We start from the raw sequence: 25,352 nt of genomic DNA, 5'->3' as shown, positions 1-25,352 counted from the left end.
TTGCCCGCGCTGGGCTGCGAAGCGGCCCTGAAATCAGCGACTTCATTGTGTCAGGCGGAACGCGGTCACAGGTTTTTGGGGCTGCTTCGCAGCCCAGCGCGGGCAAGCCCGCTCGCCACAGGTCTCAGGATGTCAGGCTTTTGCGAAAGCGCGTCAACGCAATCGCGAAGAACACCAGGCCGATGACGGCCAGTGCCAGTACATCTGGCCAGACCACGCTGATGCCGGCGTCGCCGAACAGGATCGCCGCGCTCAGACTGACGGAAACCGGCAAGCCGGTGATCGAGGACTGCTGTTCAATAACCTGATCGCACAGTAACGCTTCAGAGGCCTGCCGAGTTTGTGTGGCGAGCGGGCTTGCCCGCGCTGGGCTGCGAAGCGGCCCTGAAATCAGCGACTTCATTGTGTCAGGCGGAACGCGGTCACAGGTTTTTGGGGCTGCTTCGCAGCCCAGCGCGGGCAAGCCCGCTCGCCACAGGTCTCAGGATGTCAGGCTTTTGCGAAAGCGCATCAACGCAATCGCGAAGAACACCAGGCCGATGACGGCCAGCGCCAGTACATCCGGCCAGACCACGCTGATGCCGGCGTCGCCGAACAGGATCGCCGCGCTCAGACTGACGGAAACCGGCAAGCCGGTGATCGAGGACTGCTGTTCAATAACCTGATCGCACAGTAACGCTTCAGAGGCCTGCCGAGTTTGTGTGGCGAGCGGGCTTGCCCGCGCTGGGCAGCGAAGCGGCCCTGAAATCAGCGACTTCATTGTGTCAGGTGGAACACGGTCACAGGTTTTTGGGGCTGCTTCGCAGCCCAGCGCGGGCAAGCCCGCTCGCCACAGGTCTCAGGATGTCAGGCTTTTGCGAAAGCGCATCAACGCAATCGCGAAGAACACCAGGCCGATGACAGCCAGCGCCAGTACATCCGGCCAGACCACGCTGATGCCGGCATCGCGGAACAGGATCGCCGCGCTCAGGCTGACGAAGTGTGTCGACGGTGAGCCCTGCATCACCCACTGCAGCCAGGTCGGCATGCTGTCCAGCGGCGTGCTGCCGCCGGACAGCAGGAGCATGGGGATAATTACCGGGATCGCCAGCAGGCCGAACTGCGGGGTCGAGCGCGCGAGGGTTGCGAGGAAGATCCCCAGCGCCGTGCTGGCGAACAGATACAGGCCCGTTACTCCCAGGAACAAGCCCAGCGAGCCGGCCAGCGGCACGCCCAGTACACCCTTGACGACCACCTCCAGCGACACCCAGGTACAGACCACCACCACCAGCAGGTTGCTCCAGATTTTCGCCAGCATGATTTCCAGGGCGGTGAGCGGCAATACCAGCAGGTGATCCAGCGTGCCGTGCTCGCGTTCGCGCAGCAGCGCGGTACCGGTAAGGACGATCGCCAGGATAGTGATGTTGTTGACGATCTGGATCACCGCCAGGAACCAGCCCCCCTCCAGGTTGGAGTTGAACAAGGCCCGGCTGGTCAACTGGATCGGCGTCCGGCTTGCCGTCTCGGCCTGGCCGCTGTAGTCGAGGAGTTCGCGTTGGAAGATCCGGCCGATATAGCCGGCGCCCATGAACGCCTGGCTCATGGCGGTGGCGTCGACGTTGACCTGCACGGTGGGTGAGCGTCCGGCCAGCAGGTCGCTCTGGAAGTTGGCCGGCACATTGATCACGAAGGTGTACTGGCCGCTGTCCAGGGCCGCGTCCAGGCGGTCGTAGGGCAGGTCGGCGGGGCGCTGGAATTCCGGTGGTTGCAGGGCCTCGCCCAGTTGTCGCGACAGTGCGCTGTGGTCCTCGTCCACCAGGGCGACACTGGCGTTGTGCACGCCGATCACCGAACCGGCCGCCGGCATGTAGATCGCCACGCTGAAGGCGTAGAACAGGAATAGCAACAGGACGCTGTCATGGCGCAGGCTGGTCAGTTCCTTGATGCCCAGGCGCAGGATGTGGGCGAACTTGTGCATCAGACCTCCTGCTTCTTGAGCATGATCAGGCTCAGGCCGGTAAAGGCGACGAAGAACCCGAACAGCGCCAGGCACTGTGGCCAGAGCTGGCGTAGATCCAGGGCCTTGGTGAAAGTGCCGACGGCAATGTCGAGGAAGTGCCCGGCGGGAAACAGCATGCCCATCAGCGCGGCACCGCCTTCCAGTGACGAGCGTGGCACGATCAGCCCGGAAAACTGGATGGTCGGCAGGCTGGTGATGATCATGGTGCCGAGGATCGCGGCGATCTGGGTGCGGGTGAAGGCCGAGATCAGCAGGCCCATGCCGGTGGTCGCCAGCACATAGAGTACGCCACCCAGGGCCAGGGTCAGGCCGCTGCCCTTGAAGGGCACGCCGAACAGCCAGCGGTTCATCGCCACCAGCAGGCTCAGATTGACCAGGCTGACCACCAGGTACGGCACCTGCTTGCCCAGCAGGAATTCCAGGCGGGTGAGGGGCGTGGCATAGAAGTTGGTGATCGACCCCAGTTCCTTCTCGCGGACAATGCCCAGGGCGGTGAGCATCGCCGGGATAAAGGCCAGGATCAACGCCATTACTCCCGGGCCGATGGCATTTACGCTGACCACATCCTGGTTGTAACGAAAGCGGGTCTCCAGGTTGGCGGCGGAGCGGCTGTCGTAGGCCGGGCTGCTTTGCGCCGCCAGTTGTTCGAGGTTGGCCTGGTGCACGGCCTCGACATAGTTGCGACTGGTTTCGGCGCGAAACGGCATGCCGCCGTCCAGCCAGGCGGCGACCGTGGGCTGGCGCCCGGCATACAGGTCGCGGCCGAAGCCCGGGGGAATCTCCAGCGCGAGCTTGATCTCCGAGCGTTGCAGGCGCTGGTGCAGCTGCGTGGCGTCGCGGATCGGGGTTTTTTCCTCGAAGTAGCGCGAGCTGCGGAAGGCCTCCAGATAGGCCCGGCTTTGCGGCGTCTGGTCCTGGTCATACACGGCGAAGGCGAGGTTTTCCACGTCCAGGGAAATCCCGTAGCCGAAGATCACCATCATGAACAGCGCCCCCAACAGGGCGAAGGCCAGCCGCACCTTGTCGCGCAGCAGTTCCTTGCCTTCACGGCTGGCCACGGCCAGCAGGCGCGCCGGACTGAAACCGGTCTTGTTCGGTGCCAGGCTGGACGTCGGCGCCGCCTTGTCGTCACTGGCGCTCGGTGGTTCCGGCGAACTGCCCTGTGCCTGTTCCAGGCAACGGACAAAAGCCGCCTCCAGCGTGTCGCCCTGGAACTGGCGTTGCAGGGCATCCGGGGTGTCGCAGGCGAGCACCTGGCCGGCATGCATCAAGGAAATGCGGTCGCAGCGCTGGGCTTCGTTCATGAAGTGGGTGGAGAGAAAGATCGTCACTCCCTGCTCCCGGGACAGCTCGATCAGCAGGCGCCAGAAGTCATCCCGGGCCGCCGGATCGACTCCGGAGGTGGGCTCGTCGAGGATCAGCACTTCCGGGCGATGCAGCACCGCCACCGCCAAGGACAGGCGTTGTCGCAGGCCCAGGGGCAAGGTGCCGGACGGCTGGTCAGCGATCGCCGCGAGGTCGAAGCGCTGCAGCAGTTCCTCGATCCGCGTCGCGCTGTCGGCCTTGGGCAGGTCGAACAGGCGCGCATGCAGTTCAAGGTTCTGTCGCGTGCTGAGTTCGCCATACAGTGAAAAACTCTGGGACATGAAGCCGACGCGCTTGCGGGTCGCCAGGTCCGCGGCGTCCACCGGCTTGCCGAGCAGCTTGGCACTGCCTTCGCTGGCGGGCATCAGGCCGGTGAGGACTTTCATCGTGGTGGTCTTGCCACAGCCGTTGGAACCGAGAAAACCGAAGATCTCCCCCCGGCCGATGGCGAAGCTGACCTTGTCCACGGCCGTGAAGTCGCCAAAGCGCAAGGTCAGTTCGTGGGCTTCGATGGCGATATCGGCCTGGCCGTCGCTGCGTGGCGGAATCACCAGGGGCTGGTTGTCGTGATCGCTGTCGCCCTGGAAGTGGGTGAAGGCGTCGTCGAGCTTGCCGCTCGGGGTGCTGGCGGCCAGTTCATGGCTCAGGCCCGCGGCGATCAGGTGGCCACGGTCGAGCATCAGGCAGTGCTCGAACTGTTCGGCTTCCTCCATATAGGCGGTCGCCACCAGCAGCGTCAGTTGCGGGCGTTGGCGCCGGAATTCGTCCACCAGTTCCCAGAAGTGCCGCCGGGACAGCGGGTCGACGCCGGTGGTGGGTTCGTCGAGGATCAGCAGGTCGGGGTCGTGGATCAGCGCGCAACACAAACCGAGTTTCTGCTTCATGCCGCCGGAGAGCTTGCCGGCCGGGCGATCGCGGAAGTGCTCAAGGTCGGTGGCGCGCAGCAGGTTGTGCATGCGCAGGTTGCAGTCGGCTTTCGTCAGCCCGAACAGGGTGGCGAAGAAGCGGATGTTCTCGCTGATCGACAAATCGGGGTAGAGGTTGCCACCCAGGCCCTGGGGCATGAAAGCGATGCGCGGATACAGGCTGGCGCGGTGGCGGCGCTCGTCGATGGCGCCGCCGAGCACTTGCAACTGGCCTTGCTGGAGCGTCTTGACTCCGGCGATCAGTCCCAACAGGCTCGATTTACCGGCACCGTCCGGACCGATCAGACCGCAGCGGGTGCCGGCGGGCAGGCTGAAAGCGATATCGACCAAGGCTTGTTGGTCGCCATAGCGATGCTGGATGCCACTGGCTTGCAGCGCCAGGTCGCTCATTTCAGATTGGCCGGCCAGTCCACGGGGGCGGTGTGCACGTAGCCGGCGCCAGGCATGCCGGGCTTGGCCTGGGGCACGGCGGCGGGTTCGGTCAGGCGCAGTTTGACCCGGAACACCAGTTTCTGCCGCTCGTCGCGGGTTTCCACTTCCTTGGGGGTGAATTGGGATTTGGCGGCGACGAAGGCGATTTTCGCCGGCAGGGGCTGCTCGGGCAGGGCGTCGAGCACGATCCGCGCGTCATCGCCCTGGGTCAGGCGTCCGACGACGGCGGCGGGCAGGTAGAGGTTCATATACTGGTCGCTGGGATCGATCAGCAGCAGCACCCGACCGCCGGCGCCGAGGACTTCTCCGGGCTCGGCCAGGCGCAACTGGATAATGCCGTCGATGGGCGCGCGCAGGCTGCTGTCGTCGATTTCGCTGGTCAACTGGGCGACCTGAGCCTGGGCCGCCCCGATGGCGGCGCTGGTGGCCGAGACCTGGGCCTTGGCGGCGGTCAAGGCGGCGTTGCTGGTGTCGTAGCGGGACTGTTGCTGGTCGATCACCTGGCCGCTGGCGAAACCGCGCTGGGACAGTTCGCGAAACCGCCTGAGTTCCTGGCCGGCCAGCAACAGTTCGCTCTGGCGCAGTTGCACGTTGGCCTGGTTGGCGGCGAAGTTCTCGCGGGCGCGCAGTACTTCGGCTTCAGCCTGGTTGCGCTGGGCTTCGAGGGTGCGGGTGTCGAGGCGGGCCAGCAGTTGTCCACGGCTGACCTTGTCGCCTTCATTGACCAGCACCTCGGCCAGCCGGCCCGGGGTTTTGCTGGCGATCTGCACTTCAGTGGCTTCGAGGCGACCGTTAGCCATGGCCAGGCCTTCGGGCAAGCGGTCGTGGAGCGATTTCCAGTAGCCGAAACCGCCGGCGGCCATCAGCAGCACGAGCAAGGAACCGGCGAAAAGACGGGAGCGGTGGTGATTCGTCGACATTCTTGCATCCTGCATCAATAACGCCTTAGCCTGATCGAATACGCGCGTAAGCGGGTTGATATTGGTCAAATGAACGGCAAGCCTAACCTGAATCGGGCGGGGGATGCATGGCTGGATGATGCTGTGTTGTCAGTGCCGGCCTCTTCGCCGCACCGCGGCGATCCGACAAGCTCCGCTCCCACGGTACAGCGTCGATCACAGATTTTGTGCACCACACCGACCTAATGTGGGAGCGGAGTTTGCCCGCGAAGAGCCCCGTAGGTTCAGCGCAAGGCCAGAACCGCTGCCCACTGTTCGGCGGTGACCGGCATCACCGACAACCGACTGCCTTTCTGTACCAATGGCATTTCCGCCAACTCGGCCTGCTGCTTCAAGTAACCAAGCCCGAGCACCTTGGCAAAAGTCTGCGCATGCGCGACCTGCAAAGCACTCCAGGGATTCTTCTCGGCGCTGGCCTTGGGGTCGTGATACGGGCTCTCGGGGTCCAGCGCCGTTGGATCCGGATACGCCGCCGCCACGATCCGGCCAATCCCGGCAATCCCCGGCTCCGGGCAACTGGAGTGGTAGAAGAAGAACTCGTCGCCGACCGCCATCGCCCGCAGGAAATTGCGCGCCTGGTAGTTGCGCACGCCATCCCAGCGCACCTCGCCGAGCCTGGCCAGGTCTTCGACGGACAGCTCGTCGGGTTCGGATTTCATCAGCCAATAAGCCATGGTTTTGCTCCTCGGACAATTTGTCGGGCGATTTCTCGCACTACCCGACAGTCGGTTGACGCCAATGTTTGCGTAGTGCTTCACGTTATCGCAAAATGCCGTGATTTTAAGCTTGACGCTGCTGCACGGCCTATAACGAGAACCGCTGCTGTCATCGTGGATCATTTGCCTAGGGGGGCAATCGATGAAACGCAAACCGGATTTACTATGGATTTTGGTGATTTTGTTCGGTTTGGGTGTGGTCACTACGGGCTACGCCCAGGGCCTGTGGTCCGGCAAGAAAGACGTGCCGGTGGAAGCCGTCCAGCATCAGCCGCAACAGTCAACCCTGTTCAAACGCTGAACCCTGCCGTCTGCAGGGGTTGTGCCCTGTTGCGCGAAAGATCAGGGCGCGAAATACCAGGCACTGTCCGTGACGGTGCCCTGTAATGGCACATCCCAGCTGGCCTGATTCAACTTTCCGACTTTCTGACATTCATGGGCCAGCCCCAGCAGCGTCGGCTTGCGCCAGTTTTGGCGTCGGGCCAGGTACGCCAGGCTGCGGTCATAGAAACCGCCGCCCATGCCCAGGCGTCCACCGTGCTTATCGAAACCCACCAGTGGCAGCAGCACCAGGTCCAATGTCCAGACCTTGCGTTGCGCGGCCAGGTTGATCCGTGGTTCAAGGATACGAAAGCGATTGGGCTGCAGTTTCTGTCCCGGCCGAATGCGTTGGAACACCATCCGGGTGCGCGGCCAGGCGCTGAGCACTGGCAGATAGGTGTGCTTGCCGCGCCGTTGCGCTTCACGCAGCAGCAGACGCGGATCGATCTCACCGTCGGTGGGCAGGTACAGGGAGATATGGCGGGCGCGACGAAACAGCGGGTGCTGCGCCAATTGCCGATACAGGCCGCGCGCGGCCTGGCGTTGTTCGCTGGCGCTGAGCGCGCGGCGGGCCTTGCGCAGCAGTCGTCGAAGTTGCGGGCGGGAAGGCGGCGCAGGTTCGGTCATCGTATCTGGCTTGGGCAATCGAGCAGCCAGGACGGCGGCTCGTTAATACCCATGCCGGCAATGGTCGCCGGCAGTGGGTTGAAATCAGGCTCCCCGACGTACCGCTGTCGGCTTAGCCCTTGAACCCGAGAGTTCAAGGTGGAAGTTGCAGGAGGCCTTAAGGCTTTCCGTCCAGCGGACATGCGCACCGGCCCCAACGTGCAACTCCCGTGGTTTTGCGAATCGGCTCAGGGACATCACCAACTGGCAAGCACTCCAGGGAGTGAGGTCAGTATACCCGAAACTGGCCATGGGAATCAGCCTTTGCTGTTGTCCGAATCAGAGGACAACACCAGGTCGACACGATCCAGCAGGTCACGCACCTGTTCGCGGGTCGAGCCGCTGGCCTGTACGTCGGGACGTTCCTGGCGATGCAGCAGGTCGTGAGTGATGTTCAGCGCGGCCATCACGGCGATGCGGTCGGCACCGATGACCTTGCCGCTACTGCGGATCTCGCGCATCTTGCCATCCAGGTAGCGGGCGGCACTGACCAGGTTGCTGCGTTCTTCCTGCGGGCAGATGATCGAATATTCTTTATCGAGGATCTGCACGGTTACGTTATTGCTTGAACTCATGAGTCTTGCTCCAGGGCTTTGAGGCGCGAAATCATTGATTCGACCTTACGCCGGGCGATTTCGTTTTTTTCAATGAGGGTTGCGCGCTCCTCGCGCCAGGTCTTTTCCTGAGCTAGTAAGAGTCCATTTTGGCTTTTTAGTTGCTCGACCCGGGTAATCAGCAGTTCGAGTCTGGCCATCAGCGCGTGCAGGTCGGTGTCTTCCATCGGGTATCCACTGAATATGACTGATGAACGGTAGTAATCGCAGCGCGGAGCAAACGTTTGGACGGCCGATGGTCTGGCACGTGCGCGAATGCTAGGATACAAGGCCTTCATTCTAGACATTGCGCCGCTTGGCGCCTAGCCGCCCATGCCTATTCAGAATTCCCCGTATAACGCCTTTGCCACCCTGCTGAGCACCAGCGGCCACCCTGTCTCACCCGCCGAACTGCACGGCCTGTTGCTCGGACGCAGTTGCGCCGGCGCCGGTTTCGCCGCCGACAGCTGGCTGGTGGATGCCGCCGAGCTGCTCGAAGGCGAGCCGCAAGACAACGTGCGCAACGCCCTGATCGGCCTGCAGGAAATGGTCAAGGGCGAGCTTACCAGCGATGACATGACCGTTGTCCTGCTGTTGCCCAGCGACGACGCGCCTCTCACCGAACGCGCCATCGCCCTGGGCCAGTGGTGCCAAGGCTTCCTCGCCGGTTTCGGCCTGACCTATCGCGCCAACGCCCTCAGCGTCGAGGCCAGCGAAGTACTCCAGGACCTGGCGGCCATCGCCCAGGTGCAGGATGCCCTGGAAGAATCCGACGACGGTGAAAACGACTACATGGAAGTCATGGAATACCTGCGGGTCGCGCCGCTGCTGTTGTTCACCGAAGTCAACAAACCGGCTGAACCGGCTGCCAAGCCTTCTCTGCATTAAGTCTCTGGACAGGGAGCGCCGTCTGCCCATGATTCATATCCCGAAAGCGGAATACGCCCGGCGCCGCAAGGCCCTGATGGCGCAGATGGAGCCCAACAGCATCGCGATCCTGCCGGCCGCCGCCGTGGCGATCCGCAATCGCGATGTCGAGCATGTCTATCGCCAGGACAGCGATTTCCAGTACCTGAGTGGTTTTCCCGAGCCCCAGGCGGTGATCGTGTTGATACCCGGCCGGCCGCACGGCGAATACCTGTTGTTCTGCCGCGAACGCAACGTCGAGCGCGAACTCTGGGATGGCCTGCGTGCCGGCCAGGAGGGCGCGATGGCTGACTTCGGGGCCGACGATGCTTTTCCCATCAACGATATCGACGACATTCTCCCCGGCCTGATCGAAGGGCGCGATCGGGTCTATTCGGCCATGGGCAGCAATCCGGAGTTCGACCGGCACCTGATGGAGTGGATCAACGTGATCCGTTCCAAGGCCCATCTCGGCGCGCAACCGCCGAACGAGTTCGTTGCCCTGGATCATCTGCTGCACGATATGCGCCTGTATAAATCGGCGGCGGAAGTGAAGGTGATGCGCGAGGCCGCGGCGATTTCCTGCCGTGCCCATGTGCGGGCGATGCAAGCCTGCCGCGCCGGCCTGCATGAGTTCAGCCTGGAAGCCGAGCTGGACTACGAGTTCCGCAAGGGCGGGGCGAAGATGCCGGCCTACGGCTCCATCGTCGCGGCCGGGCGCAACAGCTGCATCCTGCACTATCAGCAGAATGACGCGCTGCTCAAGGATGGCGACCTGGTGCTGATCGACGCCGCTTGCGAGATCGATTGCTACGCCAGCGATATCACCCGTACCTGGCCGGTCAGTGGCCGGTTTTCGCCGGAGCAGAAGGCGATCTACGAACTGGTGCTGGCTGCCCAGGAAGCGGCGTTTGCCGAGATCGCACCGAACAAGCACTGGAACCAGGCCCATGAGGCGACGGTACGGGTGATTACCGCTGGGCTGGTGGAACTGGGGCTGTTACAGGGCAACGTCGACGAGCTGATCGCCGCCGAAGCCCACAAGGCCTTCTATATGCACCGTGCCGGCCATTGGCTGGGGATGGATGTGCATGATGTCGGCGACTACAAGGTCGGCGATCAATGGCGCGTGCTGGAAGTCGGCATGGCGCTGACCGTGGAGCCGGGGATCTACATTGCCCCGGACAACCCGAACGTGGCGAAGAAATGGCGAGGCATCGGTGTGCGTATTGAGGACGATGTGGTGGTGACCAGACAAGGCTGTGAAATCCTCACCGGCGGTGTGCCCAAGACCGTGGCCGAGATCGAGGCGTTGATGGCGGCTGCCCGGGTCGAAGCGGCATGAGTCGGTTCAATCTGGCGATCATCGGTGGTGGCCTGGTCGGTGCCAGCCTGGCGTTGGCCCTGCAGGCCGGGGCCAAGGCGCGGGGCTGGAAGATCGTCCTGATCGAGCCGTTCGCTCCTGGCGACAGTTACCAGCCCAGCTATGATGCGCGTTCTTCGGCGCTTTCCTTCGGGGCCCGGCAGATCTACCAGCGCCTGGGGCTGTGGCAGGCGATTTCCCCGCGCGCCGAGCCGATCAAGCAGATTCATGTGTCCGACCGCGGGCGCTTCTCCACGGCGCGATTGTCCGCCATGGAAGAGGGCGTGCCGGCCCTGGGCTACGTGGTGGAGAACGCCTGGCTGGGGCAATGCCTCTGGCAGGCGCTGGACAAGGAGGTGGTCAGTTGGCGCTGCCCGGCGCAAGTCACCCACCTGCAGCCACTGGAAGACGGCTATCGACTGACCCTGGGCGATGAAACCCAGTTGGACTGCGACCTGGCGATACTGGCCGACGGCGGGCGTTCCGGGCTGCGCGAGCAGTTGGGGATCGGCGTGCGCAAGCGGCCTTACAACCAGAGTGCGCTGATCGCCAATATCACCACCAGCGAAGTTCACAATGGCATGGCTTTCGAACGGTTTACCGACGAAGGTCCGATGGCCTTGCTGCCGCTGCCGGAGAATCGCTGTGCGCTGGTCTGGACCCGGCAGGGGATGGATGCCCAGCGTCTGGCCGAGCTGGACGAGCGCAGTTTCCTCGCCGAGTTGCAGGGGGTGTTCGGTTATCGCCTGGGCACCTTGCGCCAGGTCGGTGCGCGGCACCTGTATCCGTTGAGCCTGGTGGAGGCCGAAGAGCAGGTGCGGGCGCATCTGGTGGTGCTGGGCAACGCCGCCCACAGCCTGCATCCGATTGCCGGACAGGGTTTCAACCTGTCCCTGCGCGATGCCCAGGCCTTGGCCGAGGCCTTGCTGGCGAGCACGGCACCGCTGGGGGACCTGGCCACCTTGCAGGCCTATCAGGCGCGTCAGCGCCTGGACCAGACGCTCACGGTGGGCTTCTCCGACCAGGTCACCCGGCTGTTCGGTAATGCCCAGCCGCTGGTGGCCCTGGGGCGCAATATCGGCCTGCTCGGTCTGGACCTGCTGCCGCCGGCCAAACGCTGGTTCGCCCGGCAGGCGATGGGCCTGGGTACCCGTTCCGATGTCTAGGGCCTTGCCGAGCGTGGAGTGCGCCCGCATCGGCATCCACACCTTGGCATGCGCCGGTCTCCACACCTTGAATTTGGAATACGCCGGCATCCACACCCCGAACCCTGTAGGAGCAGGGCTTGCCCGCGAAGCTTTTGGCGCCCTCAAGGACGCCTTCGCGGGCAAGCCCTGCTCCTACAAGGTTCGTGTCAACCTTCACCACCAGCGGTGTACGCCGCCAGCGAGACAGGCTTAAAGCATGGAAATGCGCGCAGATGTGCTGATTGTCGGGGCCGGAATGGTCGGAAGCGCCCTGGCCCTGGCGTTGAAAGACAGCGGGCTGGAGATTCTCCTGCTCGACGGCAGCCCGCTGAGTGTCAAGCCGTTCGACCCGCAGGCGGCTTTCGAGCCGCGGGTCAGCGCCTTGTCCGCCGCCAGCCAGCGGATTCTCGAACGCCTCGGCGTGTGGGACGGGATCAGCGCCCGGCGGGTCAGCCCGTACCGCGACATGCAGGTCTGGGACGGCAGTGGCACCGGGCAGATTCACTTCTCTGCGGCCAGCGTGCATGCCGAGGTGCTGGGGCATATCGTCGAGAATCGGGTGGTTCAGGATGCGTTGCTCGAGCGCCTGCATGATTGTGACATGGGCTTGTTGGCCAATGCCCGCCTGGAGCAGATGCGTCGCTCCGGCGACGACTGGCTGCTGACCCTGGCCGATGGCCGCAAGCTGCGCGCGCCGTTGGTGATCGCGGCGGATGGCGCCAACTCGGCGGTGCGCCGCTTGACTGGCTGCGCGACCCGCGAGTGGGACTACCTGCACCACGCCATTGTGACCAGCGTGCGCAGCTCGCGACCGCACCAGATGACCGCCTGGCAGCGCTTTACCGACGACGGCCCGCTGGCGTTCCTGCCGCTGGAGCGCGATGGGCGGCAGGACTGGTGCTCGATCGTCTGGTCGACCACGCCGGAGCAGGCACAGCGCCTGATGTTGCTGGAGGAGGACGCGTTCTGCCGCGAGCTGGAACGGGCTTTCGAAGGGCGGTTGGGGACTGTGCTTTCGGCCGACCCGCGGCTCTGTGTGCCGTTGCGCCAGCGGCATGCCAAACGCTATGTGGCCGAAGGGTTGGCGCTGATCGGCGATGCGGCGCATACCATTCACCCGCTGGCTGGCCAAGGCGTGAATCTGGGGTTCCTCGATGCGGCCGTGCTGGCGGAAGTGTTGCTGCATGCGCGCGAGCGTGGTGAGCGACTGGCGGATGTGCGGGTGCTGAGCCGTTTCGAACGGCGGCGCATGCCGCATAACCTGGGGTTGATGGCGGCGATGGAAGGCTTCGAGCGGCTGTTCCAGGCTGACTCCCTGACGTTGCGCTGGTTGCGTAATGTCGGGTTGAAAAGTGTCGACCAGATGCCCGAGGCCAAGGCGCTGTTCGTGCGCCAGGCGCTGGGGCTGACGGGCGATCTACCGGAGCTGGCCAGGGCCTGAGGGCGGTATCCTTAGCGCTCTCCACGGAAGAAACCCCGCAGGGCCAAACCCTCCGGGGTCATATGTTTCCATCGCTTAGAGCTTGGCGATGGACACCTCGGTGGATTTCACAAAGGCGATCACTTCACTGCCGACCCGCAGTTCCAGCTCTTTCACCGAACGGGTGGTGATCACCGAGGTGACGATCCCCGAAGCGGTCTGCACGTCGATTTCCGAGAGTACGTCGCCGACGACGATTTCCTTGATAGTGCCCTTGAACTGGTTGCGGACGTTGATGGCTTTGATGGTCATGGCGTTGATTCCTGTGGTTGATTGAGTAGGCAAGGCATGGGTTACAGCGCCCAACGCAACTGCGTGGGCAAGGGCGATACGGGTTCTGGTTCGGGCGGCACGCCAGGCAGCGACAACACCCGGTTCAATACTTCGGTTTCCAGCGCCGCCAGCCGATGAGAGCCCCGTGCCCGTGGGCGTGGCAGTTCGACGGGCAGGTCCAGGCCGACCTGACCGTCTTCGATCAGGATCACCCGATCGGCGATGGCCACGGCTTCGCTGACGTCGTGGGTCACCAGCAACACGGTGAAACCATGCTGCTGCCAGAGGCGTTCGATCAGTTGCTGCATTTCGATCCGGGTCAGGGCGTCCAGGGCCCCCAGCGGCTCGTCCAGCAACAGCAGGCGCGGTTGGTGAATCAGGGCGCGGGCCAGGGCCACGCGTTGTTTCTGGCCACCGGACAGGGCCGCCGGCCACTCATGGGCACGGTCCGCCAGGCCGACCGCTTCCAGTGCTTGCAAGGCTTGCGGCCGCCAGTCGCCCTTGAGGCCGAGGCCGACGTTGTCGATCACCTTTTTCCAGGGCAACAGACGTGCCTCCTGGAACATCAACCGGGTGTCTTCACGGGCTTCGCTCAGGGCGGCGGAACCGGCCAGCAACTCACCTTCGCTGGGTTGTTCGAGACCGGCCAGCAGGCGCAGCAGGGTGCTTTTGCCGCAACCGCTGCGGCCGACCACGGCGACGAATTGCCCGGCCGGGATATGCAGGTCGATCTCGCGCAGCACCTGGCGCTGGCCGAAGGTCTTTTGCAGCTTGCGCACTGCCAGCGGAATACCGCGCAGCAGGCGTGGAGGTTGTTGAGCCGTCATTGCGCGCCCCCCGTGCTCACTTGATAGGCCGGGTGCCAGCGCAACCAGACCCGCTCCAGGCCTCGGGCGGCGAGGTCTGCCAGTTTGCCAAGGACGGCGTAGAGGACGATGGCCAGCACCACCACGTCGGTTTGCAGGAATTCCCGGGCATTCATCGCCAGGTAGCCGATGCCGGAGCTGGCGGAGATGGTTTCCGCGACGATCAGCGTCAGCCACATGAAGCCCAGGGCAAAGCGCACGCCCACCAGGATCGAGGGCAGGGCACCCGGCAGAATCACCTGGCGAAACAGGCTGAAGCCGGACAGGCCGTAGCTGCGGGCCATTTCCACCAGCGCCGGGTCGACGTTGCGGATGCCGTGGTAGGTGTTGAGATAGATCGGGAACAGCGTGCCCAGGGCCACCAGGAAAATCTTCGCCGATTCATCGATCCCGAACCACAGGATCACCAGCGGGATCAGCGCCAGGTGCGGCACGTTGCGGATCATCTGCACCGAGCTGTCGAGCAGGCGTTCAGCCCATTTCGACAGGCCGGTGATAAAGCCCAGGGCCAGGCCGATGGCGCCACCGATGGCGAAGCCGATGCCGGCGCGCCAGCCGCTGATGGCCAGGTGTTTCCAGAGGTCACCGCTCTGCACCAGGGCGATACCGGCTTCGACCACGGCGCTTGGCGCGGGCAGGATCCGGGTCGATAGCCAACCGGCCGACACCGACAGTTGCCAGACCGCCAGCAGCAGTACTGGCAGGACCCAGGGCGTGAGCCGGTGAGTGATTTTCGTTAGGGGGGTCATGGCCGGCCTCAGCTCTGCGACACAGCTTTGGGCAGGATGTCGTTGGCAACCATCTCGCCGAAGGGGCTGACGTAACCGGCGCTTTTCGGCAGTTGCGCACGTTCGATATCCAGGTGCGGGAACAGCAGTTCGGCGACCCGATATGACTCTTCCAGGTGCGGATAACCGGAGAAGATAAAGGTGTCGATGCCCAGCTCCGCGTACTCCTTGACCCGCGCGGCCACGGTCGGGCCGTCGCCCACCAGCGCCGTGCCGGCACCGCCGCGCACCAGGCCGACGCCAGCCCAGAGGTTGGGGCTGACTTCCAGATTGTCGCGGCTGCCGCCATGCAGGGCGGCCATGCGCTGCTGGCCGACGGAGTCGAAACGCGCCAGGGATTTCTGCGCGCGGGCGATGGTGTCGTCATCCAGATGGGAGATGAGTTTGTCCGCTGCTTGCCAGGCCTCGGCGTTGGTTTCACGAACGATCACATGCAGACGAATACCGAAGCGCACCGTGCGCCCGAGCTTGGCCGCCTTGGCCCGCACCTGCTCGATCTTCTCGGCGACGGCGGCGGGCGGCTCGCCCCAGGTCAGGACCATGTCCACCTGTTCGGCGGCGAGGTCCTGGGCGGCTTCCGACGAACCGCCGAAATACAGCGGCGGACGCGGTTGCTGGAGCGGTGGATAGAGCAGCTTGGCGCCTTTGACGCTGATGTGCTGGCCGTCGTAGTCGACGGTTTCGCCTTCCAGCACGCGGCGCCAGATACGGGTGAATTCAACCGAGGCCTGGTAGCGTGCTTCGTGATCGAGGAACAGACCGTCGCCCGCCAGTTCTTCTGGGTCGCCGCCGGTTACCAGGTTGAACAACGCCCGTCCGCCGGACAACCGGTCAAGGGTCGCGGCCTGCCGCGCCGCCACCGTCGGGGAGATGATCCCGGGGCGCAGGGCAACGAGGAATTTCAGGCGCTGGGTCACCGGGATCAGCGAGGCGGCCACCAGCCAGGAGTCCTCGCAGGAACGCCCGGTGGGGATCAGCACGCCGCCGAAACCGAGGCGGTCGGCGGCCTGGGCCACTTGTTGCAGGTAACCGTGATCGACGGCGCGAGCGCCTTCGGCGGTGCCAAGGTAATGGCCGTCGCCGTGGGTAGGCAGGAACCAGAAAATATTGAGGCTCATGGAGTGGTTTCCTAAGGAATACGGTTCAAAGGGCTTTGGCAACAGCCGCCGGTGGGGTCCAGATCACGTCCTTGATGCTCAGCGGCTTGGGAATCAACTTGAGCTGGTAGAAGCTGTCGGCGATTTTCTGTTGCGCCGCGATCACCTCGGGGGTAAGGAACTGCGCGCCATAGCCCTGGCGTTTCACCGCAGTCAGGGTGATATCGGCGGGCAGGCCGAGCAGTGGCGCCACTTGGGTAGTGACTTCCTGGGGGTTGGCCTTGGACCAGGCACCCACGGCACGGACCTCTTCGACCAGGGCCTTGATCACGTCGGGATGTTTTTCGGCATAGGGTTTGGTGGCAAGGTAGAACTGGTTGTTGTCCACCAGGCCGGTACCGTCACGCAGGGTGCGGGCCTGCAGTTGCTGTTCGGCGGCGGCCTGGTACGGGTCCCAGATGACCCAGGCATCGACGCTGCCACGCTCGAAGGCGGCGCGGGCATCGGCCGGCGGCAGGAACACGGTCTGGATATCGCTGTACTTCAGGCCGGCGTCTTCAAGGGCGCGGACCAGCAGGTAATGGACGTTGGAGCCTTTGTTGAGGACGACCTTCTTGCCCTTGAGTTCCAGCACCGATTTGATCGGCGAATCCTTCGGCACCAGGATCGCTTCGCTGCTGGGGGCCGGCGGTTCCGCGGCAACGTAGAGCAGGTCGGCGCCTGCGGCCTGGGCGAAGACCGGTGGTGTTTCGCCGGTTACGCCGAAGTCGATGGAGCCGACGTTCAGTCCTTCGAGCAGTTGCGGGCCGCCGGGGAATTCGGTCCATTGCACCTGTATGCCTTGCTCGGCAAGGCGTTTTTCCAGAGTACCCTTGGCCCTGAGCAGCACCAGGGTGCCGTATTTCTGATAGCCAATCCGCAAGGTTTCAGCTTGAGCTTGGGTAATAGCGCCGAAGGTGACAGCCGCAGCAAACAGAGCGACCAGACCGCGACGCAAAATGACAGGGCGCATGGCGCTCTCCTTTTGCTGTGAGGGTTTTGGCTGCACCTGCTTGCCCGTTGGCGGGCGAGTAAGGCCAGTACATCGGTGTCGGGTAAAGCGCTTCAGATGCTCCAGCGAGCACTGAGCAGGCGATCATTGAGCAGTGTCGGGTCCAACGGCTTGGGGCGTCGCGCCAAGGCGCTGTGGAACTGTTCCAGGGCCTCGTTCAGGCGCTGTTCCAGCACCGGTGCCAACTGTGCCTGGGCGCTGCCCTCGGCATAGGCGATCTGGCTGTCCTCGGCGAAGATACCGTGGAGCATCTCCTGGGCCTTGAGCGCCGCCAGCACCGGCTTGAGGGCGTAATCCACCGCGAGCATGTGGGCGATGCTGCCGCCGGTGGCCATGGGCAAAACCACCTTGTGGCTCAGGGCGCGTTCGGGCAGCAGGTCGAGCACGGTCTTCAGGGCGCCGGAGAACGAGGCCTTGTACACCGGCGTGGCGATGACCAGGCCATCGGCGTTTTCGATCTGTTGCAGCAGGTCGATGATTTGCGGGCTGCCGAAGCGCGCGTGCAGCAGGTCTTCGGGCGGGAAGTCGCGGATCTGGTAGCTCACCACTTCCACTCCTTGTGCGGTCAGCCAGCGCTTGGCCTGGTCCAGCAACACCCCCGAGCGTGATCGCTGGCTGGGGCTTCCTCCAAGTGTAACGACCAGCATGCCGGTAATTCCTTAAACGGTTGTTGGTGATTCGCGGTCTGCGATCTCACCGGGATAAACAGACCATACCAGCTGATTTATATATCCATAAATCTTATTTATTCATTTATTTATTCCTTAATTGAATATGCGGGTGAGCGTTTTCCGGGCAAAAAAACAGGCCGTCGAAACGGCCTGAAACCCCTGCTTTGTGAGTCGGTAAAAATGGCTTTCAGCGATTGGGCTGCGGTGTCAGGCGCAGGTAGGGTTTCACCGCGCGGTAGCCTTTCGGGAAGCGCTTGTTGATTTCGTCCTCGTCCTTGAGCGATGGCACGATGACCACCTCGTCACCGTCCTGCCAGTTGGCCGGAGTGGCCACCTTGTAGTGGTCGGTGAGTTGCAAGGAGTCGATCACCCGCAGGATCTCGTGGAAATTGCGTCCGGTGCTGGCCGGGTAGGTAATGGTCAGGCGCACCTTCTTGTGCGGATCGATCACGAACAGCGAGCGCACGGTAAGGGTGTCGCTGGCATTCGGGTGGATCAGGTCGTAGAGGTCGGAGACCTTGCGGTCGGCATCGGCCAGGATCGGGAAGTTGACCACGGTGTGCTGGGTCTCGTTGATGTCCTCGATCCACTTGTTGTGCGAGTCCACCGGGTCCACCGACAGGGCGATGGCCTTGACGCCGCGCCGGGCGAATTCGTCCTTGAGCTTAGCGGTAAAGCCCAGCTCGGTGGTGCACACCGGGGTGAAGTCCGCCGGGTGGGAGAACAGCACGCCCCAACTGTCGCCGAGCCACTCGTGGAAACGAATCGTGCCGGCGCTGGAATCCTGCTCGAAGTCGGGGGCGATGTCGCCGAGTCTTAGGCTCATGGTGCTGCTCCTGTGAGTGCATGATGAGTCTACTGTGCCTGTGCTGGGTTTTATTTAAAAAGAATAAATATCGATTTATTTAGATCTAAATTGAATATTAAAAAGTTCTTCATTGGACGCCGGGCGCGCGCGGGAGCAACCTTGTCCACAGCTTGTGAGAGGGCTAAGGGGATGTAAATCAGTGGGGTTCTTGGCGCCGTGATGTCGAAAGTTGGCGTTCGAGTCGAAGCTGAAGCTAGTGTCAGGCAGTAGGTGAAGCACTCAGCCCGGCATTGCGCCGGGCTGAGTGTGGATCTCAATTTACACGGTCACGCTTACAGCAGCGGGATCGAGTAGCTGACGATCAGACGGTTTTCGTCTTGGGTGCGAGTGTTGACAAGGTTGGTGCGCCACATGGCGTTTTTCCAGGCAACACCCAGGTTTTTGAAGGTGCCTTCCGGTACCACGTAAGCCAAGCTGATATCGCGCTCCCACTCGTTCTTGTCGCTAGCGGTCGTCTGGATATTGGTGCCGCGCAGGTAGATCACACCGGCGGTCAGGCCAGGGACGCCGACCTTGGCGAAGTCATAGGCGTAGCGAGCTTGCCAGGTACGTTCGCCAGCGCGAGCGAACTTCTGGATCTGCATGTCGGTGATGGTGCTGTTCGACGAGCCGTCACCCTGGTTCAACCATGGGAAGTCGCTATCGCCTTTGGTGTACTGATAACCGCCACCGAAGGTGTGACCGGCAACCGAGTACAGGGCCAGGTAGCTGTACAGATCGTTGTCGACCTTGCCAGCTGTTTTGCTGACGTTGTCTGGGTAGTAGCCGGAGGTGAAGTAGCCAGTGGTGTTGCCGTTGGCACCGTTGTCGCGGCTACGGTAGTAGCGCAGGTCGCTTTTCAGTACGCCAGGACCGATGGCCCAGTTGTGTACCAGACCCAGGAAGTTCTGCGAGTAGAAGTCTTTCAGCTCGCCAAAGTAGTACGAAGCAATCAGATCCTTGGTGATCTTGTAGTCGGCACCGGCGTAGTAGAACTTGTTGCTGAACTTGCCTGTGTCGTAGTTGGAGCTTTTGTTGGCTCCAGCGATGGAAAGGTCTGCGTCGTTGCTGGAGTTACGACCTTTCGCCGAGTTGATCAGGCCACCGGTCAGAGTCAGGTCCTTGATCTCGTTGGACTTGATCTCGCCACCCGTGAAGGTTTGTGGCAGCAGACGACCGTCGTTGTATTTGATGACCGGGTTGTTCGGTTGCAGGGTGCCGACTTTCAGTTCGGTCTGCGAAACGCGGACCTTGCCGGTCAGACCCAGGCTAGCGAAGTCGGGAACGGCTTCGTTGCCGTCGGTTGGGAAGACAGTACCACCCGAAAGTGTACCGTTCATGTTGCCGTGGTTAGCGTGGCTGGAGTCCAGACGCACGCCATACAGGCCAATGGCATCCACACCGAAGCCGACAGTACCTTGAGTGTATCCAGAGTTGAAGCGCAGATCGAAGCCTTGGCCCCATTCTGCGTTCTTGCTGCCGCTGGTGGCGGTGCTAGGGCCGCTACGGTTGTCGGTATTGATGTAGAAGTTACGCAGACCCAGGGTCGACGTTGCGCCTTCGATGAAACCTTTGGCTTCGGCTTGCGTTTCTGCATGAGCCTGTTGCGCCAAAACCCCTACGGCCACAGCCAGGGCCAAGGTGGACTTCTTCATGGTACTGCTCCTCTCATTTCTAATTTTTGTGTGTCCTGGCCGGGGATCTAGCGTCCCTTTATAGCCACAGATGCGCGATTAGCACCAGATCGTGACTGGTAAGTCAATCGTAACAAACCATGCCTAGACTTTGGTCTAATCGCCGAAAATTTGGTCTTTATAGGGTAATGAAATTCGTCATAAACCTAAAAAGAACTATTTCGTACTTTTTAAGACGATTCAGGAATAACCTGCCTGAGCATTTTCCCAAGCCTGAGAACTGTATCGGCCTCCAAGCTTATTTCTGAAAGGTCTTTTTAGCCACTTTTTAGATCAATCTGTATTTGAGATAAGTTCTCATGAACATGAATGTTCAAAAAAGCGCCGCAATCATGGCTAAATGCTGCTACCCCCGTCAAATCATTACAGCGCTTGACTGATTCAGCCAGACGGCTGGTACGGTGTTACGCAGAGAACCATAGAAGAAAAAACGCGGCGTGCACCTTCATTCGTCGGTTTCTAGTTCTTATGTCGATTTTTCCCTGACTTGCGGCCCTTTGCGGTTGGTTGCCGCCAGTGTAGGCGAGGTAAGGTTCAGCGTGGCCGTCGCCGTGGAAGCTGCGCTGTTTTGACTCATAAGCTAATGTAAATAAGTTATTTATTTTTCAGTTCTTAGATCATTTAGTCTCTCGACATACCGATTACCGGTCGCCTGTCGAGGAACTATCCCATGAAACCGCATGCTCCACTCCGCCTCCTGGCGGCCTTGTCCCTGGCCGCGGCCAGCTTGTTCGCGCAGGCTGCCGACGTCACCGTGGCCTACCAGACCACTGTCGATCCGGCGAAAGTCGCCCAGGCCGACGGTGCCTACGAGAAAGCCACGCAAGCGAAGATCGACTGGCGCAAATTCGATAACGGCGCCGATATCATCGCGGCCATTGCTTCGGGTGATGTGCAGATCGGCTACCTCGGTTCGAGCCCGCTGACTGCGGCCATCAGCCGCAAGGTACCGGTGGAAACCTTCCTGATCGCCACCCAGATCGGCGCCGCCGAGGCCCTGGTGAGCCGTAACGGTTCCGGGATCAACTCGCCCCAGGACCTGATCGGCAAGAAGGTCGCGGTGCCTTTCGTCTCCACCGGCCACTACAGCCTGCTGGCCGCCCTGAAGCACTGGAACATCGACCCGTCGAAAGTGCAGATTCTCAACCTGGCGCCGCCGGCCATTATCGCCGCCTGGAAACGCGGTGATATCGATGCCACTTACGTCTGGGACCCGGCCCTGGGCGTGGCCAAGGAAAACGGCAAGGTGCTGATCACCTCCGGTGAGTTGGCCAAGTTCGGCGCGCCGACCTTCGATGCCTGGATCGTGCGCAAGGACTTCGCCGAGAAGCACCCGGAGATCGTCAAGGCCTTCGCCAAGGTCACCCTGGATGCCTACGCCGAGTACCGCAAGGACCCGCAAGCCTGGCTGGCGGACAAGGGCAATGTCGACAAGCTGGTGAAGCTCTCCGGGGCCAAGGCGTCCGACATTCCCCTGCTGCTGCAAGGTAACGTCTATCCACTGGCGGCCGACCAGGTCACGGTGCTCGGCAAGCCGACGGCCCAGGCCATTACCGATACCGCCGTCTTCCTGAAAGAGCAGGGCAAGGTCGAAGCGGTGCTGCCGGACTACGCCCCTTATGTGAACGCCAAGTTCATCACCAATTGATTCAGCCGAGGAGTCCTCGTCATGGCCTTGTTACAGCTGGAGCGCATCGGCGCACAGTACCCCGGCGCGGCCGAGCCGGTGCTGGCGGATATTTCCTTCAGCCTCGGCCCCCGGCAGTTGCTGGTGGCCCTGGGGCCCTCGGGGAGTGGCAAGACCTCGCTGCTGAACCTGATCGCCGGCTTCGTCGAGCCGAGCGCCGGTCGCATCACCCTCGACGGCGTGCCCGTCAAGGGCCCGAGCGCCGAGCGCGGCGTGGTGTTCCAGGATGACGCCTTGTTGCCCTGGCAGGATGTGCTGGCCAACGTCGGTTTCGGCCTGGAGCTGGCGGGCGTGCCCCGGGAACCGCGTGAAAGCCTTGCCCGGGAAATGCTCGCGCTGGTGGACCTGGTCGGCTTCGATAAGCGTCGGATCTGGCAACTTTCCGGTGGCCAGAAACAGCGGGTCGGTTTGGCTCGTGCATTGGCGGCGGACCCTCGGGTGTTGCTGATGGATGAGCCGTTCGGGCCCTTGATGCCTTCACTCGCGAACAGATGCAGGAGCTTTTGTTGCAAGTCTGGCAGCGTACCGCCAAGCCGGTATTCCTGATTACCCACGATATAGAAGAAGCGGTTTTTCTCGCCTCCGAGTTGATTCTGCTGGCACCTGAGCCGGGGCGGATCGTCGAGCGCCTGAGCCTGGATTTCGGCCAGCGCTACAGCGCCGGCGAATCGGCCCGGGCGATCAAGTCCGACCCGCGTTTTATCGAAACCCGCGAGCATGTGCTGGCTCGCGTGTTCTCCCAGCGCAACACCACCCAGCGGCAGGCGTTCGTATGAGCAGCTATGAATTGCCGGTGACGGTAACGAGCAAACCGCAAGCAGTACCGCTACGGCGCCGCTTGAGTACGCGCTGGATCAGCGTGCTGACCCTGCTGAGCTTGATCGTGTTCTGGTGGGCGGTGACCGCTGTCGGCATTATCGAGCCGTTGTTTCTGCCGCCGCCTGGCGCGGTGTTGGAGAAGGGCTGGCTGCTGGCGACCAAGGGCTACATGGACTCGACGCTGTGGCAGCACTTGGGGGCGAGCCTGGGGCGTATCGGCCTGGCCCTGGGCTTTGCGGTGCTGAGCGCGATTCCGCTGGGAATCGCCATCGGTCACAACCGTATCGCCCAGGGCATTCTCGATCCACTGATCGAATTCTATCGGCCGATTCCGCCACTGGCCTATCTGCCCTTGATCGTTATCTGGTGCGGGATCGGCGAGTTGTCGAAAGTGCTGCTGATTTACCTGGCGATTTTCGCCCCGATCGCCATCGCCACGGCCACCGGTGTACGCACGGTCGATCCGGCCAAGCTGCGGGCCGCGCAATCTTTGGGCGCCAGCCGTATCCAACTGATTCGTCATGTGATCCTGCCCAGCGCCCTGCCGGACATTCTCACCGGTGTACGTATTGGCCTCGGCGTGGGCTGGTCGACCCTGGTGGCCGCTGAACTGATCGCCGCCACCAGCGGCCTGGGGTTCATGGTGCAGTCGGCGGCGCAGTTCCTGGTGACCGATGTGGTGGTGCTGGGAATCCTGGTGATCGCCTTTATCGCCTTTGCCATGGAGATGGGCTTGCGCGCCTTGCAACGCAAGCTGGTGCCGTGGCACGGCCAGGCTCACTGACAGGCCGCGACATATTGACTACGCCGGCCGCCCGGCCGGTATTTGAAGAGATCGATCATGAGCTTGACTATTACTCCCCTGAGCGCCGCTTTGGGCGCGCAGATCGATGGGATTGCGCTGAACCGGCCGTTGACCGCCGAACAGCGTGATGCGATCCAGCACGCGCTGCTCAAGTATCAGGTGTTGTTCTTTCGTAACCAACCGTTGAACCCGTTGCAGCAGGCTACATTCGCGGCGTATTTCGGTGACTTGCATATTCATCCGATCTACCCGAACGTCCCTGAGCAGCCTGAGGTGCTGATTCTCGACACGGCGGTGACCGACGTGCGCGATAATGCGGTCTGGCATACCGACGTGACCTTCTTGCCGACCCCGGCGTTGGGGGCGGTGCTGAGCGCCAAGCAACTGCCGGCGTTTGGTGGCGATACCTTGTGGGCCAGCGGCATCGCGGCGTTCGAGGCCTTGTCGGCGCCGTTGCGACAACTGCTGGATGGACTGACGGCCACGCATGATTTCATCAAGTCGTTTCCCGTCGAGCGCTTCGGCGGCACCCCCGAGGATCTGGCGCGCTGGGAACTGACCCGCAAGAACAATCCGCCGCTGTCGCACCCAGTGGTCCGTACGCACCCGGTGAGCGGGCGCAAGGCGTTGTTCGTCAATGAGGGCTTCACCACCCGTATCAACGAGCTGGGAGAGGCCGAGAGCGAGGCGATTCTCAAGTTGCTGTTCGTCCACGCCACGCGCCCGGAGTTCACCATCCGCTGGCGCTGGCAGGAGAATGACGTGGCATTCTGGGACAACCGCGTGACCCAGCATTACGCGGTGGACGACTACCGGCCGAACCGGCGGGTGATGCACCGCGCGACCATTCTCGGCGATGTGCCGTTCTGAACACCATTGCCTTGTGAGCACGGATTCCTGTTGGGGGCGGAGCTTTTCGGAGCGCCGCACCGCCGCGAAGAGCGCGCCGCGGTTTTTCAGATATACCGCGTTACCGTTCTTCGCGGCGGAGCGGCGCTCCGACAAGCTCCCACATTCGTGGATTTGTGTCTGGGCGGAAAATCGAGTCGTTTATCAGAGCGGGCTTTCGCGCCGGGGCAGATACGGCGGCAAATACAGCCCCAGATAGGCATCGAACACGCGCATCCCTTCCTCGGCCATGCGCGGCGTGATCTGGTCGTGCAGTTGCACCGAGCGCGCATAGACCCGATCCCCCAGCTCCATCGCCAAGGCGAATACATCGACCTCGGTCGGCAACGTCGGTAACTCGAAATGCCGGATAAACAGCTTGTGCATCAGGTCGCCGAGCTCAATGTCGTGCTGGCGGTCGGCCTGGGTGACCTCGGTCAGGCCGTGCTGCGCGAGGATCAACTGACGCGCCGCCGCATCCTCCTCGTAGATGTTCAGCATCCGCTGCTCCACCAGCCGGGACAGGTCACGCCAACTGGTAAGAGCCTGGTGGTCGATGGGTGCCTGCAGGGTGGCGCGAAAGGCCGCATGCACATCATTGGTCAGGGCTTCGAGCAGGGCCGGGACGCTGGCGAAGAAATGATAGACCGAGGACGGTGGAATCCCGGCCCGTTCCGCCACGCTGTAGATCGACAGACTGGCCACGCCTTCGGCGGCAAGCAAGGTGCGGGCGGCGTCGAGGATCGAGTCGATCCGGGCCTGGCTGCGTGCGCGAGGTTTGCGAGCGGTGGCGGGGCGGGTCATGGGGTTCTCCGACAAGGGCAGTGGGCATTGTACGCGAGGACGGTTGCAGGTTGTCTTGTGGTAATGAGGCTTGCCCCGACTGGGGAAGTTTGAAGCCTGGCGCGGTTTTGTGGCGAGCGGGCTTGCCCGCGCTGGGGCGCGAAGCGGCC

24 protein-coding genes, 1 other RNA gene and 3 pseudogenes are annotated in these 25,352 nt (G+C 62.6%); 9 read left to right on the top strand and 19 right to left on the bottom strand.

What is annotated here, in order from left to right:
• Nucleotides 1-124 precede the first annotated feature (124 nt).
• The 6 genes and pseudogenes from PFEN_RS29475 to PFEN_RS29450 form a co-directional block, all read right to left on the bottom strand.
• A pseudogene (locus PFEN_RS29475) lies at nucleotides 125-262 on the bottom strand (ABC transporter permease); the annotation flags it as partial.
• 219 nt (nucleotides 263-481) lie between these two features.
• Nucleotides 482-619, bottom strand: a pseudogene (locus tag PFEN_RS29470) (ABC transporter permease); the annotation flags it as partial.
• Between the two features lie 219 nt (nucleotides 620-838).
• Nucleotides 839-1,957 (bottom strand): ABC transporter permease, encoded by a 1,119-nt coding sequence (locus PFEN_RS29465; protein WP_191490083.1) that lies wholly within the window; start codon nucleotides 1,955-1,957, stop codon nucleotides 839-841.
• Nucleotides 1,957-4,680: a ribosome-associated ATPase/putative transporter RbbA gene (gene rbbA / locus PFEN_RS29460; RefSeq protein ID WP_191490082.1), complete on the bottom strand. Its 2,724-nt coding sequence runs from the start codon at nucleotides 4,678-4,680 to the stop codon at nucleotides 1,957-1,959. Before rbbA ends, PFEN_RS29465 begins: the two co-directional genes overlap by 1 nt.
• Nucleotides 4,677-5,642 (bottom strand): HlyD family secretion protein, encoded by a 966-nt coding sequence (locus PFEN_RS29455; RefSeq protein ID WP_191490081.1) that lies wholly within the window; start codon nucleotides 5,640-5,642, stop codon nucleotides 4,677-4,679. Before PFEN_RS29455 ends, rbbA begins: the two co-directional genes overlap by 4 nt.
• A gap of 263 nt (nucleotides 5,643-5,905) precedes the next feature.
• Nucleotides 5,906-6,355 (bottom strand): EVE domain-containing protein, encoded by a 450-nt coding sequence (locus PFEN_RS29450; protein ID WP_191490080.1) that lies wholly within the window; start codon nucleotides 6,353-6,355, stop codon nucleotides 5,906-5,908.
• Between the two features lie 184 nt (nucleotides 6,356-6,539).
• On the opposite strand from PFEN_RS29450, the gene PFEN_RS29445 reads away from it, so the two are divergent.
• On the top strand, nucleotides 6,540-6,698 hold the full coding sequence (locus tag PFEN_RS29445; protein WP_191490079.1) for a hypothetical protein: 159 nt from the start codon (nucleotides 6,540-6,542) through the stop codon (nucleotides 6,696-6,698).
• Between the two features lie 41 nt (nucleotides 6,699-6,739).
• Here the strand turns inward: PFEN_RS29445 and PFEN_RS29440 are convergent, their stop codons facing one another.
• From PFEN_RS29440 to PFEN_RS29425, 4 genes are all read right to left on the bottom strand, one after another.
• Nucleotides 6,740-7,345, bottom strand: coding sequence for a 5-formyltetrahydrofolate cyclo-ligase (locus PFEN_RS29440; RefSeq protein WP_191490078.1), 606 nt, complete (start codon nucleotides 7,343-7,345; stop codon nucleotides 6,740-6,742).
• An 86-nt stretch (nucleotides 7,346-7,431) separates the two neighbouring features.
• Nucleotides 7,432-7,610: non-coding RNA, 6S RNA (gene ssrS / locus PFEN_RS29435), on the bottom strand.
• A 31-nt stretch (nucleotides 7,611-7,641) separates the two neighbouring features.
• Nucleotides 7,642-7,959: a cell division protein ZapA gene (locus PFEN_RS29430; RefSeq protein WP_191490077.1), complete on the bottom strand. Its 318-nt coding sequence runs from the start codon at nucleotides 7,957-7,959 to the stop codon at nucleotides 7,642-7,644.
• Nucleotides 7,956-8,165 (bottom strand): TIGR02449 family protein, encoded by a 210-nt coding sequence (locus tag PFEN_RS29425; protein WP_100942079.1) that lies wholly within the window; start codon nucleotides 8,163-8,165, stop codon nucleotides 7,956-7,958. The genes PFEN_RS29430 and PFEN_RS29425 overlap by 4 nt, the downstream gene beginning before the upstream one ends.
• 145 nt (nucleotides 8,166-8,310) lie before the next feature.
• Between PFEN_RS29425 and PFEN_RS29420 the strand changes: the two genes are divergently transcribed.
• The 4 genes from PFEN_RS29420 (at nucleotide 8,311) to PFEN_RS29405 (ending at nucleotide 12,874) form a co-directional block, all read left to right on the top strand.
• Nucleotides 8,311-8,865, top strand: coding sequence for a YecA family protein (locus tag PFEN_RS29420; protein WP_191490076.1), 555 nt, complete (start codon nucleotides 8,311-8,313; stop codon nucleotides 8,863-8,865).
• Nucleotides 8,866-8,893: 28 nt separating this feature from the next.
• On the top strand, nucleotides 8,894-10,228 hold the full coding sequence (gene pepP, locus PFEN_RS29415) for a Xaa-Pro aminopeptidase (RefSeq protein ID WP_191490075.1): 1,335 nt from the start codon (nucleotides 8,894-8,896) through the stop codon (nucleotides 10,226-10,228).
• Complete coding sequence (gene ubiH, locus PFEN_RS29410; protein ID WP_191490074.1) at nucleotides 10,225-11,412, top strand: 2-octaprenyl-6-methoxyphenyl hydroxylase; 1,188 nt, start codon at nucleotides 10,225-10,227, stop codon at nucleotides 11,410-11,412. Before pepP ends, ubiH begins: the two co-directional genes overlap by 4 nt.
• A 244-nt stretch (nucleotides 11,413-11,656) precedes the next feature.
• A complete protein-coding gene (locus PFEN_RS29405; protein WP_191490281.1) occupies nucleotides 11,657-12,874 on the top strand; it encodes a 2-octaprenyl-3-methyl-6-methoxy-1,4-benzoquinol hydroxylase in 1,218 nt (405 codons plus the stop codon).
• A 75-nt stretch (nucleotides 12,875-12,949) separates the two neighbouring features.
• Here the strand turns inward: PFEN_RS29405 and PFEN_RS29400 are convergent, their stop codons facing one another.
• The 8 genes from PFEN_RS29400 to PFEN_RS29365 all read right to left on the bottom strand — a co-directional run bounded on the left by PFEN_RS29400 (nucleotide 12,950) and on the right by PFEN_RS29365 (nucleotide 20,161).
• Nucleotides 12,950-13,165, bottom strand: a complete 216-nt coding sequence (locus PFEN_RS29400) for a TOBE domain-containing protein (RefSeq protein WP_191490073.1) — start codon at nucleotides 13,163-13,165, stop codon at nucleotides 12,950-12,952.
• 41 nt (nucleotides 13,166-13,206) lie between these two features.
• A complete protein-coding gene (gene ssuB, locus PFEN_RS29395; protein ID WP_191490072.1) occupies nucleotides 13,207-14,013 on the bottom strand; it encodes an aliphatic sulfonates ABC transporter ATP-binding protein in 807 nt (268 codons plus the stop codon).
• The gene (gene ssuC / locus PFEN_RS29390; protein ID WP_191490071.1) at nucleotides 14,010-14,801 is read right to left on the bottom strand and encodes an aliphatic sulfonate ABC transporter permease SsuC; all 792 of its coding nucleotides are present in this window, start codon (nucleotides 14,799-14,801) and stop codon (nucleotides 14,010-14,012) included. Before ssuC ends, ssuB begins: the two co-directional genes overlap by 4 nt.
• Nucleotides 14,802-14,809: 8 nt before the next feature.
• Nucleotides 14,810-15,958, bottom strand: a complete 1,149-nt coding sequence (gene ssuD / locus PFEN_RS29385; RefSeq protein WP_191490070.1) for an FMNH2-dependent alkanesulfonate monooxygenase — start codon at nucleotides 15,956-15,958, stop codon at nucleotides 14,810-14,812.
• A 25-nt stretch (nucleotides 15,959-15,983) separates the two neighbouring features.
• The gene (locus PFEN_RS29380) at nucleotides 15,984-16,949 is read right to left on the bottom strand and encodes a sulfonate ABC transporter substrate-binding protein (RefSeq protein WP_191490069.1); all 966 of its coding nucleotides are present in this window, start codon (nucleotides 16,947-16,949) and stop codon (nucleotides 15,984-15,986) included.
• Nucleotides 16,950-17,041: 92 nt separating this feature from the next.
• On the bottom strand, nucleotides 17,042-17,635 hold the full coding sequence (gene ssuE / locus PFEN_RS29375; protein WP_191490068.1) for an NADPH-dependent FMN reductase: 594 nt from the start codon (nucleotides 17,633-17,635) through the stop codon (nucleotides 17,042-17,044).
• A 211-nt stretch (nucleotides 17,636-17,846) separates the two neighbouring features.
• The gene (locus PFEN_RS29370) at nucleotides 17,847-18,485 is read right to left on the bottom strand and encodes a peroxiredoxin (protein ID WP_191490067.1); all 639 of its coding nucleotides are present in this window, start codon (nucleotides 18,483-18,485) and stop codon (nucleotides 17,847-17,849) included.
• A 314-nt stretch (nucleotides 18,486-18,799) separates the two neighbouring features.
• Nucleotides 18,800-20,161 carry an OprD family porin gene (locus PFEN_RS29365; protein ID WP_191490066.1) on the bottom strand — a complete coding sequence of 454 codons (1,362 nt, stop codon included), beginning with the start codon at nucleotides 20,159-20,161 and terminating at the stop codon, nucleotides 18,800-18,802.
• Nucleotides 20,162-20,870: 709 nt separating this feature from the next.
• Between PFEN_RS29365 and tauA the strand changes: the two genes are divergently transcribed.
• The 4 genes and pseudogenes from tauA to tauD all read left to right on the top strand — a co-directional run bounded on the left by tauA (nucleotide 20,871) and on the right by tauD (nucleotide 24,381).
• A complete protein-coding gene (gene tauA / locus PFEN_RS29360; protein ID WP_191490065.1) occupies nucleotides 20,871-21,848 on the top strand; it encodes a taurine ABC transporter substrate-binding protein in 978 nt (325 codons plus the stop codon).
• Between the two features lie 21 nt (nucleotides 21,849-21,869).
• A pseudogene (tauB, locus tag PFEN_RS31715) lies at nucleotides 21,870-22,663 on the top strand (taurine ABC transporter ATP-binding subunit).
• On the top strand, nucleotides 22,660-23,490 hold the full coding sequence (tauC, locus tag PFEN_RS29350; RefSeq protein WP_191490064.1) for a taurine ABC transporter permease TauC: 831 nt from the start codon (nucleotides 22,660-22,662) through the stop codon (nucleotides 23,488-23,490). Before tauB ends, tauC begins: the two are co-directional and overlap by 4 nt.
• 57 nt (nucleotides 23,491-23,547) lie before the next feature.
• A complete protein-coding gene (gene tauD, locus PFEN_RS29345; protein ID WP_191490063.1) occupies nucleotides 23,548-24,381 on the top strand; it encodes a taurine dioxygenase in 834 nt (277 codons plus the stop codon).
• 183 nt (nucleotides 24,382-24,564) lie between these two features.
• Here tauD and PFEN_RS29340 read toward each other — a convergent pair whose 3' ends face one another.
• Complete coding sequence (locus PFEN_RS29340; RefSeq protein WP_191490062.1) at nucleotides 24,565-25,203, bottom strand: TetR/AcrR family transcriptional regulator; 639 nt, start codon at nucleotides 25,201-25,203, stop codon at nucleotides 24,565-24,567.
• Between the last annotated feature and the right edge of the window lie 149 nt (nucleotides 25,204-25,352).

The sequence above is a fragment of the Pseudomonas sp. FEN genome (assembly GCF_904067045.1).
Classification (GTDB): Bacteria; Pseudomonadota; Gammaproteobacteria; order Pseudomonadales; family Pseudomonadaceae; genus Aquipseudomonas.
This window is presented reverse-complemented; position numbering and strand designations above follow the sequence as displayed.

Coding starts and splice junctions, on each gene's coding strand:
- PFEN_RS29465 (WP_191490083.1), bottom strand. CDS start 1,957: ATGCACAAGTTCGCCCACATCCTGCGCCTGGGCATCAAGGAACTGACC.
- ssuC (WP_191490071.1), bottom strand. CDS start 14,801: ATGACCCCCCTAACGAAAATCACTCACCGGCTCACGCCCTGGGTCCTG.
- PFEN_RS29430 (WP_191490077.1), bottom strand. CDS start 7,959: ATGAGTTCAAGCAATAACGTAACCGTGCAGATCCTCGATAAAGAATAT.
- ssuB (WP_191490072.1), bottom strand. CDS start 14,013: ATGACGGCTCAACAACCTCCACGCCTGCTGCGCGGTATTCCGCTGGCA.
- tauD (WP_191490063.1), top strand. CDS start 23,548: ATGAGCTTGACTATTACTCCCCTGAGCGCCGCTTTGGGCGCGCAGATC.
- PFEN_RS29420 (WP_191490076.1), top strand. CDS start 8,311: ATGCCTATTCAGAATTCCCCGTATAACGCCTTTGCCACCCTGCTGAGC.
- PFEN_RS29445 (WP_191490079.1), top strand. CDS start 6,540: ATGAAACGCAAACCGGATTTACTATGGATTTTGGTGATTTTGTTCGGT.
- tauA (WP_191490065.1), top strand. CDS start 20,871: ATGAAACCGCATGCTCCACTCCGCCTCCTGGCGGCCTTGTCCCTGGCC.
- PFEN_RS29365 (WP_191490066.1), bottom strand. CDS start 20,161: ATGAAGAAGTCCACCTTGGCCCTGGCTGTGGCCGTAGGGGTTTTGGCG.
- PFEN_RS29440 (WP_191490078.1), bottom strand. CDS start 7,345: ATGACCGAACCTGCGCCGCCTTCCCGCCCGCAACTTCGACGACTGCTG.
- PFEN_RS29400 (WP_191490073.1), bottom strand. CDS start 13,165: ATGACCATCAAAGCCATCAACGTCCGCAACCAGTTCAAGGGCACTATC.
- PFEN_RS29340 (WP_191490062.1), bottom strand. CDS start 25,203: ATGACCCGCCCCGCCACCGCTCGCAAACCTCGCGCACGCAGCCAGGCC.
- PFEN_RS29380 (WP_191490069.1), bottom strand. CDS start 16,949: ATGCGCCCTGTCATTTTGCGTCGCGGTCTGGTCGCTCTGTTTGCTGCG.
- PFEN_RS29405 (WP_191490281.1), top strand. CDS start 11,657: ATGCGCGCAGATGTGCTGATTGTCGGGGCCGGAATGGTCGGAAGCGCC.
- pepP (WP_191490075.1), top strand. CDS start 8,894: ATGATTCATATCCCGAAAGCGGAATACGCCCGGCGCCGCAAGGCCCTG.
- PFEN_RS29425 (WP_100942079.1), bottom strand. CDS start 8,165: ATGGAAGACACCGACCTGCACGCGCTGATGGCCAGACTCGAACTGCTG.
- rbbA (WP_191490082.1), bottom strand. CDS start 4,680: ATGAGCGACCTGGCGCTGCAAGCCAGTGGCATCCAGCATCGCTATGGC.
- tauC (WP_191490064.1), top strand. CDS start 22,660: ATGAGCAGCTATGAATTGCCGGTGACGGTAACGAGCAAACCGCAAGCA.
- ssuD (WP_191490070.1), bottom strand. CDS start 15,958: ATGAGCCTCAATATTTTCTGGTTCCTGCCTACCCACGGCGACGGCCAT.
- ubiH (WP_191490074.1), top strand. CDS start 10,225: ATGAGTCGGTTCAATCTGGCGATCATCGGTGGTGGCCTGGTCGGTGCC.
- PFEN_RS29370 (WP_191490067.1), bottom strand. CDS start 18,485: ATGAGCCTAAGACTCGGCGACATCGCCCCCGACTTCGAGCAGGATTCC.
- ssuE (WP_191490068.1), bottom strand. CDS start 17,635: ATGCTGGTCGTTACACTTGGAGGAAGCCCCAGCCAGCGATCACGCTCG.
- PFEN_RS29450 (WP_191490080.1), bottom strand. CDS start 6,355: ATGGCTTATTGGCTGATGAAATCCGAACCCGACGAGCTGTCCGTCGAA.
- PFEN_RS29455 (WP_191490081.1), bottom strand. CDS start 5,642: ATGTCGACGAATCACCACCGCTCCCGTCTTTTCGCCGGTTCCTTGCTC.